The sequence below is a fragment of the bacterium genome (genome assembly GCA_009926305.1).
Lineage (GTDB): Bacteria > Bdellovibrionota_C > UBA2361 > UBA2361 > RFPC01 > RFPC01.
Genome location: RFPC01000078.1, coordinates 1 through 10,680, shown reverse-complemented (window position 1 = coordinate 10,680; position 10,680 = coordinate 1). Strand labels below are relative to the sequence as shown.

Annotated in this window: 8 protein-coding genes and 1 tRNA gene; 3 read left to right on the top strand and 6 right to left on the bottom strand. The window is 47.2% G+C overall.

Annotated elements, in window-relative coordinates; translation table 11 throughout:
* Positions 1-276: sel1 repeat family protein (locus tag EBR25_10790; GenBank protein NBW41469.1), on the top strand; the 276-nt coding region annotated here is incomplete at its 5' end.
* Positions 277-404: 128 nt separating this feature from the next.
* Here EBR25_10790 and EBR25_10785 read toward each other — a convergent pair.
* Positions 405-478: transfer RNA gene (locus EBR25_10785), tRNA-Met, on the bottom strand.
* 256 nt (positions 479-734) lie between these two features.
* Between EBR25_10785 and EBR25_10780 the strand changes: the two genes are divergently transcribed.
* Together EBR25_10780 and clpB are read left to right on the top strand one after the other, a co-directional pair.
* Positions 735-1,724, top strand: a complete 990-nt coding sequence (locus EBR25_10780) for a J domain-containing protein (GenBank protein ID NBW41468.1) — start codon at positions 735-737, stop codon at positions 1,722-1,724.
* A gap of 94 nt (positions 1,725-1,818) precedes the next feature.
* Positions 1,819-4,476 carry an ATP-dependent chaperone ClpB gene (gene clpB / locus EBR25_10775; protein ID NBW41467.1) on the top strand — a complete coding sequence of 886 codons (2,658 nt, stop codon included), beginning with the start codon at positions 1,819-1,821 and terminating at the stop codon, positions 4,474-4,476.
* A 57-nt stretch (positions 4,477-4,533) separates the two neighbouring features.
* Here clpB and nadA read toward each other — a convergent pair whose 3' ends face one another.
* The 5 genes from nadA to EBR25_10750 all read right to left on the bottom strand — a co-directional run.
* Entirely contained in the window at positions 4,534-5,604 is a 1,071-nt protein-coding gene (gene nadA / locus EBR25_10770; protein ID NBW41466.1) for a quinolinate synthase NadA, read from the bottom strand.
* A gap of 98 nt (positions 5,605-5,702) precedes the next feature.
* Positions 5,703-6,248 carry a universal stress protein gene (locus tag EBR25_10765; GenBank protein ID NBW41465.1) on the bottom strand — a complete coding sequence of 182 codons (546 nt, stop codon included), beginning with the start codon at positions 6,246-6,248 and terminating at the stop codon, positions 5,703-5,705.
* Between the two features lie 36 nt (positions 6,249-6,284).
* Entirely contained in the window at positions 6,285-8,078 is a 1,794-nt protein-coding gene (locus EBR25_10760; protein ID NBW41464.1) for a hypothetical protein, read from the bottom strand.
* Complete coding sequence (locus EBR25_10755; GenBank protein ID NBW41463.1) at positions 8,072-9,919, bottom strand: VWA domain-containing protein; 1,848 nt, start codon at positions 9,917-9,919, stop codon at positions 8,072-8,074. Before EBR25_10755 ends, EBR25_10760 begins: the two co-directional genes overlap by 7 nt.
* Positions 9,916-10,680: VWA domain-containing protein (locus EBR25_10750; GenBank protein NBW41462.1), on the bottom strand; the 765-nt coding region annotated here is incomplete at its 5' end. The genes EBR25_10755 and EBR25_10750, both read right to left, overlap by 4 nt.

Below are 10,680 nucleotides of genomic sequence, written 5' to 3'. Positions count from 1 at the left end.
CAAGATTATAAGCAAGCGCTTAAGTGGTACACAAAATCAGCAGAGCAGGGTCTTGCTCAAGCGCAATACAGTCTTGCCATTATGTACGATAACGGCGAAGGCACCCCACAAGACTACGTTCGCGCTCACATGTGGTACAATCTTTCAGCAGCACGGGGAGTTGCTGATGCTGCAAAGTATAGAGACCTTCTTTCGCAAAAGATGACTAGTGAAGACATCAGTAAAGCGCAAGCATTAGCGCAAGAGTGTATTAAAAAGAAGTATAAGGGGTGTTGATTATGCTGCGCTCTCTATCTTTATTGATGCTTGTGCTTCTATTCGTTAGTGGAAGTGTGCAAGCGACTTACAACTCTGTTTCAGGATTATGTGAAACAAGAAGTGTAATAAGAGCAGAGAGTTAAGAGTAGCCATGGGTGGACTCGAACCACCGACCTCGGAATTATGAGTTCCGCGCTCTAACCAGCTGAGCTACATGGCCAAAATTCGAACGGAAACTATGCCGTTATTCGTGTGGAGAATCAAACCCCTTCAATTTTTCAAGGCAAACAGCCATTCTCATCGGGTATCCAAGCACCACGAGCCTCAGGAAGCTAATCGCTCTCATGAGCGATATCTTCAAAAAGTGAGGTGGGCTCTATAACTCAATGGATTTTTTGGCTAGAAAAAAGCCCAGACAATGGTTATTCAAACAACAAAGGCTTTTTCAGCCCCATACCAGATAAAAAGGGATAACAGTGAAATTCCAAGATTACTACGAGACCTTGGAGGTGAGTCGGGATGCCTCTCAAGCAGATATAAAGAAAGCATTCAAAAAGCAGGCGAGGCTCTTCCATCCAGATGTCAATAAAGAGCCAGGAGCTGAAGATAAATTTAAGCAGGTCAACGAAGCATACGAAGTGCTGGGAGATGAACAGAAACGACGTCAGTACGATGCACTTGGTGCAAACTGGAAAAATGGACAAGAGTTTCGGCCTCCACCAAACTGGGAGGATCTCTTTGGCGGACAGTTCGGTGGAGGGCGTGAGACCTCAAGAGGACAAGCGTTCGGAGGCGGGGGTGGATTTAGCGACTTTTTTGAAGCAATTTTTGGGAGTGGCGGATTTCAACAAGCAGGCAGCGGTGGGACTTCCTATCGTGATCCCTTCGGACAAGCAAGGGCCGTTCGTGGAAGTAACCTGGAAACAAGTATACACATAACTCTCGCCGAAGCCTTTTCCGCTGGAACGAAGAAAGTCTCCTTCGATCTCATATCTACAGCTCAGGATGGTCGCCGCCAGAAAGAGAAAAAAAGCTTCAATATCAAGATTCCGAAAGGTATCCAATCGGGAAAAGTCATTCGGCTGGCAAAGCAAGGTGCCCCAGGAAGTTCAGGTGGAGAAGCAGGAGACCTTCTCATACGAGTGTTTATCTCGGAGGACTCTCGGTTCGTTGTTTCAGACAAAAATCTTCTATCTGATATTCAGATAACACCGTGGGAAGCAGCTCTCGGTACTTCTCTCCCCATAAAAACTATCGATGGAACCGTGACCTTGAAAGTTCCAGCTGGCTCTCAGTCGGGTCAGAAACTCAGAGTAAAGGGGAAGGGGTACTTCGATGCAAAAGGCAATCGCGGCGATCTCTTGCTATCTACGAAGATCGTAGTTCCCAAAGATTTGACAAAAGAGGAAAAAGAGCTTTTCGAGAAGCTCTCTAACGTCTCACAGTTTAATCCACGGGATGAGTAATTCAGATGGTAAAGAATTCAATGAGATAGAAATCTTTCCCGAGGGGTAGAAAACGCTTCTTGTGATGATTATATGAGAAGAAACGAGGTGCTCTATGGATATGAACAAACTCACTCAGAAATCACAGGAAGCGGTAGCGAGCGCACAAAGCCTGGCTCTAGCGCGAGGACACCAACAAGTTGATAGCGAGCATCTCTCGTTAGCACTCATCAGCCAACCGGATGGATTGGTGCCAAGGCTCCTTGAAAAGATTGATATTGAGCGATCTGAGTTATCCATGGCGCTTGAAAACGTGTTAGCAAAAAAGCCATCAGTGTCAGGTCCTGGGGTGGAACCCGATAAGATTTATCTTACCCCTGAGCTGGGAAAAGTGTTTGCTCAGGCGGAGAAAGAGGCGAAAGGACTAAAAGATGAATATGTATCAGTAGAGCACATCTTTCTCTCCCTTTTAGAGCTCGCTACAGGGGGGACGAAGAAGGTGTTTGCAGAACGTCTTCTCACTCGCGAAAAAGTATTGGAAGCACTCAACGCAATACGCGGAAATCAGAGGGTCACAAGTGCAACCCCAGAGGATACATACGAAGCGCTCTCGAAATATTGTCGAGATCTTGTCGACGAAGCACGGTTAGGAAAAAATGATCCTGTCATCGGACGTGACTCAGAAATTCGTAGGACAATTCGAATCCTCTCTCGAAAGACAAAAAATAACCCTGTGCTCATCGGTGAGCCTGGGGTAGGGAAAACCGCTATTGTGGAGGGCTTAGCACAAAGAATCGTTAGAGGAGATGTGCCAGAGGGATTAAAAGACCGAACGATATTCTCGCTAGACATGGGTGCCCTGATTGCAGGCGCAAAGTATCGCGGAGAATTCGAAGAGCGATTGAAGGCCGTTCTTCAAGAAATTAAACGCTCAGACGGACGCATCATCCTATTTATCGATGAGCTCCATACGATTGTGGGTGCTGGAAAGACGGAAGGGGCAATGGATGCAGGCAATCTGCTAAAGCCAATGCTCGCACGCGGAGAGCTGCATTGTATCGGCGCGACGACTCTAGACGAATATCGAAAGCATATCGAAAAGGATAAGGCTCTTGAACGACGGTTTCAACCAGTTTATGTCGAACAACCGGGAGTAGACGATACCATTTCCATCCTTCGTGGAATTAAGGAGCGTTTTGAGGTTCACCACGGAGTTACCATTCAGGATAACGCTCTCGTTGCCGCAGCAAATTTATCTCATCGATACATTTCCGACCGGTTTCTTCCAGATAAGGCAATAGACCTTATGGATGAAGCCTGTGCGATGATTCGTACGGAGATAGACTCTATGCCCGCTGAACTTGATGAGGTCACACGGCGTATAATGCAGCTTGAAATTGAGGAGGCAGCGCTAAAAAAAGAGAAAGATTCATCGAGTCAGGAGAGACTTGGAGGGTTAAAGAAGGATCTTTCTGAGCTTCGTGAACGTGAAACACTTATGCGCACGCAGTGGGAGCTCGAGAAAGGGAGTATCGATAAGTTACAAAATCTTCGTGAACAAATTGAGAATACGAGGCTTCAAATCGAGCAGGCAGAACGAGCCTACGATCTCAATCGAGCAGCTGAGCTTAAGCACGGGATTCTTCCAGGGTTAGAAAAACAACTCAAAAGCGCAGAAGCATCTCTCTCACAGGATAATAGAGGCGGCACGTCTTCAGCCCCTGAGCGCCTATTGCGAGAAGAAGTAACGGAGCAGGAGATCGCAGAGATTATCTCGCGTTGGACAGGAGTTCCACTCACCAAGCTGATGGAGGGAGAACGCGAGAAACTTCTAAAGCTGTCAGAGATTCTCCATGGTCGGGTCATTGGACAGGATGAGGCAGTGGATCTTGTCTCTGATGCCGTTCTTAGAGCAAGAGCTGGCATTAAAGATCCGCGAAGACCAATTGGCTCTTTCATTTTTCTTGGTCCTACGGGTGTGGGAAAAACCGAACTGGCTAAGACTTTAGCTGCGACACTCTTCGACTCAGAGGAGAATATCGTCCGAATTGATATGTCGGAATATATGGAGAAATTTGCGGTCTCACGGCTAATCGGTGCACCTCCAGGATATGTAGGATACGAAGAAGGCGGGCAGCTAACCGAGGCGGTTCGAAGACGTCCGTATTCAGTCGTTCTCTTCGACGAAATAGAGAAAGCTCATACCGATGTATTCAATATTCTCCTACAGATTCTCGATGATGGACGAATTACCGATTCCCAGGGACGAACGGTTGATTTCAAAAATACCGTGATCATCATGACGTCTAATATCGGTTCACCTCATCTTTTGAGTGGCATTGATGTTAACGGAAACTTAAAAGAGTCTGCGAGAATCGCCGTCGAGAACGAACTACAGGCTCATTTTCGACCTGAGTTCCTCAATCGAGTCGACGAAACGATCTTATTTAAGCCTCTTCAGGCGGATGAGATCGAACGTATCCTCGTCCTACTGATTGCCGATGTGAAGAAAAGATTAGAAGAAAGAGGCGTCGAGTTGACAGTCTCGGACGCAGCCATTGAACTAATGGCTCGTGAAGGCTTTGATCCAGTGTTTGGTGCAAGGCCTCTGAAACGCTACCTACAACGCCAGTTGGAGACTCGCATTGCGAAGGCGCTGATTTCAGGTGCAGTGCAGGAGGAAGGTGAGATCCAGGTTGACGTCGATAAAGGGAAGCTCTCTGTTGAGGTGCTTACTCCGCAGGCAAAAAAAGAGGCAACGACTATCCACTAAATAGCCATGCAGTCCTCATATCATTATCAATCGCGGCGAAGGCTCTAGGTGCGGCTTCTAGGAAATAGCGATCATCCGCTCAACTGAACGAAGCGCTTTTTGACGCACTTCTTCTTCCACGGTAATCAGAGTTACATCGTTACGAAGCGCATGGACTACATCTTCCAAGGTAATCTGATTCATGTGCGGACAGCGCACATTACAGAGTTGCGCGACCTTTTTCTCCGGATTCTCGGCGATGATATTATCACCCATGCTACATTCCGTAAGAATGAGGAAGTGATTCTTCGATGATTCCTTAACGTATTGCACCATGCGAGTAGTGCTTCCTGAAAAATCAGAGGCATGGACGACCTCTGGCGAGCTCTCAGGATGAGTAATGACCTCTATGTCAGGAAATTGCTTGCGGGCGAGGGTTATATCTTCCACCTGAAACTGTTCATGGACTTCGCATTTTCCATGCCACGCAATTACACTCCCTCGCTCCGTTCTTGGAAGCACAGGAGGTTGAGCCTCAAGTTCTCCCGAAGCATTACGGGTAACAACCACACATCCTCTGCCAGTCTCTTCAGCCGTGTTGCGTGCCAAAAACTCATCAGGAAGAAAGAGCACTTCTTCACTCTCCATAGCGTCCAGTACCGCGGCTGCATTACCAGAGGTGCAACAGAAATCCGCTTCAGCTTTTACATCGGCATAGGTGTTCACGTAGACAACCACCGGAACGCCTGGAAACATACTTTTCAAATCGCGTACATCCTGTGCCGTAATGCTTGCTGCCAATGAGCATCCTGCTTCTTGAGCGGGTAACAAGACCGTCTTTGTGGGATTAAGAATCTTTGCGGTCTCCGCCATGAATCGTACGCCGCAAAAAACTATAACATCTCTCTCTGTCGCAGCTGCAGCTTGTGCCAAGTACAGTGAATCACCAACAATATCTGGGATTGTATGAAAGAGCACTGGCTCCATATAATTATGGCCTAAAATAATCGCGTTCCGCTCACGCTTCAGCCGAAGAATCTCATAGACGAGCTCTGATTTAATTTGAAGCTCAGCATCAGGCGTTAGATGAGCCAGCCCCTCACGCATTTTCTCTAATATCGCTTGATGCTCTAATCCTTCAAGATTCATACCGATTCCTTAGACAAACGAGCCGCCGAGCCGCTCATCACTCATGTTTTAGCATATTTGAGAATCATTTCTAGCAGTGGGAACAAGATGCGGGAACTTTAGGAACTCTCATCCTCCTTGTGAGGCGGAATTATGAGAATTGGACAGCTCGCCTGAGCTACTACTTTTTGGGTATTACTCCCCAGAAAGATTCTGCCCAGAGTCCCTTTTCCTTGGCTGGCCATGACAATCAGTCTCGCATCAAGAGACTTCGCATACTGACATATGATCTCACTCGCTGGCTCTTCTGAAAACTCCACGATAGGGTCCACTCCATCAGAGACATTGTGTGCGGCTAAAAATTGCGCTAGCAACTTCTCTTCATCTTCCTGATAGGTGAGCTCCATATTTTTAATGGCTTCTGGATCGTTCAACTGTCGTTGTAGTGCAACTGGCAGCTCAAATTTTTGCGCCACGTAGAGAACTTTAACCTCCGCATTCGTCATTTTGGCATGTTGTATTCCCTGGGTAAGCGCCTCGCTGGACTCTTCTGAAAGGTCAGTCGTGATGATGATAACGTTTTCTGCCATGTGTGACTCTCCACAAAAGTACTTGTCTGAATCCCTACGCATCCCCGCTTTCCCTCTCTTAGCCAGGATGGACATAGTGTATGAAACTTTTCAGGTGACTGCAAACACAGTTTAACCACCGTTAGAGCACTTCGATACCTCATTGAGGATGCTTTGAGATTCTGACAAGAGATGCTTTAATTCTTCCTGGTTCCCTGCATCAATCTCACTCCCATAAGAAGCCGAATCAAGCCGTTCGAGATGTCGACTCAAAATTATTTTGAGCTGCTCACTAAGAATATGAGAATCGATCTCTTGCTCTAAGTGATACCCTCGAAATGACTCACCATCTTTGGCGCCAAGCAGCGAGGACAAGCGCTCAATAAAGTGCTCACGAAGTTGGAGCGGGTGTGCAAAGTCGCCCGCAAGCACAGAAGGGGTTCCTTGCTGAGGTCTCTTTACTCTCAGACGGAGAATCGCATTCACACAGAAAATCAAAAGTATCACCATCGAAGCGGTGAACAGCGCAAGGGATAGTGAGATACTTCGAGAGAGGCGCTCGATGAGCGACTCTTCACGATACCGATATATTACTCTTTCCTTTGACTCTCCCTGTTCTATATCCTCTCGCGTTCGGGGCCTTTCAGCTGGAGCACCCTGGAGGACTGCGGACGCAGGCTGACTCGTTGCAATCAGCCGAATATCTCTTGTTTTTGCCCATGCATATTGCCTTAGCTTCGGATTGAAAAACCGAATGGCAACTCCAGGAATATCAAATGTGCCTCCCTTTTTGGGAACCAGAGAGAGCTTGTAGGTTCGCTTCATTCGAAAGCGTTCAGTCGTACTGATATCAGTATCTACTGGTGTGTCAGCATACACTGATATGCTCTCTGGTACGTCTAAAGAGAGTTTATCAATGGGTCGGATATTACCGTCACTCTCAATGGAAATTGTTACGGTTTTGCTTTGTCCCGCTTCAATCGGTTCAGTATTCAGCCCTAGCGATATCGCCACTTCTCCAACGGGAATATGTGGATGTGCACCTCCATCACTCATCGATTCTGGAAGCGTAGGGAGCGGGAGTACTTCTAGCGGCGTTGATTCAGAGATAACAGTAACATCTTCTATCTGAGACATCCGCAGGAAACCAGAGTCAAAAAAGGAAAACCGACCTGATAGGGGACGCTTGCGCTCTACACGCAATTGCAATTTTGCTGGCGGGATAACAAGCGAACCTGGTGTGAGTGGAAAGAGCGCGTGACGAATCTGATGAAGATAGGTGGTTTGTCCATTTCTTTGGCGCATTTCAGGTCTTGGTCTGCTGAGATCCTCTTTCCAGAATTGATCATAGGTCAGTTCATCAAAACTTCCTTGATGAATCTTGGAGTCAGACGAGAGCTCAAGGGTACTGATCAATTGTTCTCCCACATAAACAGATGTGCGTGAGAGGTCTCGTGATAGCGAGATTTGTTCATCTCCATTCGAGGAGTTTTTTTCACCCCTCTCTTTCGTTCTTGTGTCTATCCTGACTGGCAGTGAGGCAATCTCGTGAGCCTGACCTGCTATTTGAATAATACCCTTCGGAGTTTCTAGCTCACCGACGCGTTTTGGCTTTAAGAGAAAGAGATGCCGCATCTCAGAAGTCGCTATCCCATTAACAACTTGTATTTGCGAAGATTGTCCTGCATAACTCACTGAAAAATCTGCGCTCGGTTCAAACCTCGGTTGGGAAACACCTCCCGATGAATTTGATACAACCGAGAGCTCAAAAATATCTTCAAGGCTCCCACTGCTAGCGGATAAATATACCTGCGGTGGTTCGGTCGCTACCGCGGTATCAGAAAAAGAAGGAACGTAAAAGACTATAGCTAGAAAGCACCAAATGCTTGAATACCACTTTCGTGTCTTATCAGAGCCTACTACCACTCTTGACCTCCTTTCGTCATTTCATCTTTGTGCAAGGGGAGAAGAATTGGCGCCTGTGGCAAAGAGTCAAGCCACAGCCTGGCCCCATTCCTCATGGCATCGAGATCTTGTTCGCTCTCTTCTGTTGCGTTTGCTATCTCCATTCCCTCTTGATTTTCATTCTGATCGGTCGTTCCCTCTTGATTCGCCTGTTGTTCTTGCCTTTGTTCCTGGGGCGAGGGCTCTTCTGATTGATTCTCACTGCCGTGCTCTTCTCGCTCTCCTGACTCCTCTTGTTGATTCGTTGATTGATCTTGTTGCGGGTTGTTATCCGAGGAAGGCTGTTCCTCCGAGTTTGACCGTTGTTCTTCATTCTTAGCGTTTTCTTGGCTCTGTTCTTGATTGTTTTGCTCGTCATCTTTCGATTGTTGAGTCTGTTCCTCCTGCTGCTCTTTGAGGGCTTTTGCAAGCTCTAAATTATGCAGCGCTTTTTCATCATCAGGATGAATCGCAAGAGCCTCTTCATATGCTTGAATCGCATCCTCAGCTCGTTGTTCTGCAAGATAGCTGTTTCCAGCATTATAGAGCGCTTGAGCAATTGTTCTGCCTGTTTCCGATTCAGCTGCAATCGAACGAAACACCTCACCGGCTTCTTGGTACTTCTCAAGGCGAAATAATGTTGCTCCAAGCACCTCCTGCTGGTGTATGTCTCGCGAACTTCTATTGGATTGCAGCCGAAGATGTCTTAAAGCGTTCTCGTAGTCTTTTTCCGCATACGCGTCTAAGGCCGAGCGAAGTTCGCTGGAATCAGCCTGAACAGGCTCAATACAAAAGATGGATGAGAGGCAAAAACAGAGAACAAGGATACCGCTTCGAAGGGGAATCAAGGAAAGAAATCCAACAACCAAGAGCACTCCCCAAATCGCATAGTGAAAGATCTCATATTTTACCGAGTGGTGTTGCTCAGATGTTTCTGTATTCTCCCGCATCTGATTCTCTATGTGCGCTAAGAGCGGAGAGAAAGGGCGCAAAAAAGAATTCAGCTCCACATATACTCCGCCGCTGTTGTTGGCTATTGTTTTTAACGAATCGGGTTCCAGTTTCGTGATAACGATATCACCGTATCGATTCTTTTGAAGAGCGCCATCGCCAAGAGGAATAGGAACTCCCTCGTGCTTACCAATTCCATACGTAAATAGAGAAATGTCATTTCCGAGCATCTCCATATCGCTAAACTGTTCATAATCGGAGAACTCACCATCTGAAAAAAGTGCTACGGTAAAGGTCTTAAGATCCAGGCTCGTCTTTTTCTCTTCAATTATTCGCTTAAGCGCAAGCAACGATGTCCCTCTCGAGGAGAATAGCTCTGGGGAGATTTCTCGGGCGTACATTCTCAGAATCTCAAGATCCGAGGTGAGGGGACAGAATGTGACTGCGCTTCCAGAGAAGAGAATAATACTTACGCGAATATCTCCAGATAATTGCTCTATGTTACTCAAAAGATCGGTAATTGCTCTCTTCGCACTCACAAGTCGATTCGGTGAAACGTCTTCCGCTAGCATAGAGCGGCTTAAATCGAGCGCGATAAACAGCGAGTGTGTGTCTTGTCGAAATTTTTGAATGGTGGTTCCAATCGAAGGTCGAAGGAGCGCGAATATCAGGAGAAAAGCTATGAGTGGCGGCACTATGCGACAGAGCATTAAATCCGTGGTGAAAGAAAAGCCCATCTGACGTCTTGCCAGCCCCCTTTTGCCAGCCAAAAGTTTGCCCATAAAGAAAAGAGCAATAACGAGCGGCAAAAACCACAGATTCTCTGGTGCGAGAAACTCAAATTCAGGACGAAATACTTGACTCTCGTTCATGGCAGCACCTTGAGAAGAGTCTGACTTAACAGGAAGTGCACGAGGAAGAGCAGAAGACTTGCAAAGAGCAGGGGCTGCGCTAGCTCTTGGGTGGTCACAGGCGCTGGCGGGATGTCCACCTCTGTCCTTTCTAAAGATTCTATCTCTTCATATATCCGATTCAACTCATCTTCATTGCTTGCAAAATAGTATTGCGCACCAGTGATCTCAGAAATTCGACGAAGAGCAGATTCATCAAAGCCAGCTGAGACTCTTTGGGAGAGAGGGATTCCTCGAACCGACGGCAGAAAAGCTCCTTCCGTCGAACCGATCCCGATGGTGTAGACCCGCACTCCCAGATTGCTCGCTATTCGTGCTGCTTTGATCGGCTCGATGGTTCCTGACGTGTTGACTCCATCTGTGATTAGAATTACGGCTTTTGTATCGGCCGGCAGCGCCTGAATATGCTTCAGGGCTGTTCCAATTCCTTCTCCGATTGCAGTCCCATCTCCAGCGACCCCAGGGCGGAGATCGACGAGTAGCGTCCTGAGGAAATTATGATCAGCCGTCAGCGGCGACTGAAGAAAGGCATGTGAACCGAAAAGAACAAGACCGATTCGATCCGCTCGGCGGTTTTCAATGAAAGCAGATGTCACTCGCTGAACGCCTTGCATTCGGGTCGTTATGCCCCAGCTAGAGATGAAGTCTTGCGCTTCCATACTTCTCGATACATCCAAGGCGAGGATAATATTCCGCTTCTCTCTACTATCAAAAGGGAGCTC

Excerpts from the sequence above, each read along its gene's own strand:
- clpB (NBW41467.1), top strand. The coding sequence starts at position 1,819 with ATGGATATGAACAAACTCACTCAGAAATCACAGGAAGCGGTAGCGAGC.
- nadA (NBW41466.1), bottom strand. The coding sequence starts at position 5,604 with ATGAATCTTGAAGGATTAGAGCATCAAGCGATATTAGAGAAAATGCGT.
- EBR25_10765 (NBW41465.1), bottom strand. The coding sequence starts at position 6,248 with ATGTCCATCCTGGCTAAGAGAGGGAAAGCGGGGATGCGTAGGGATTCA.
- EBR25_10755 (NBW41463.1), bottom strand. The coding sequence starts at position 9,919 with ATGAACGAGAGTCAAGTATTTCGTCCTGAATTTGAGTTTCTCGCACCA.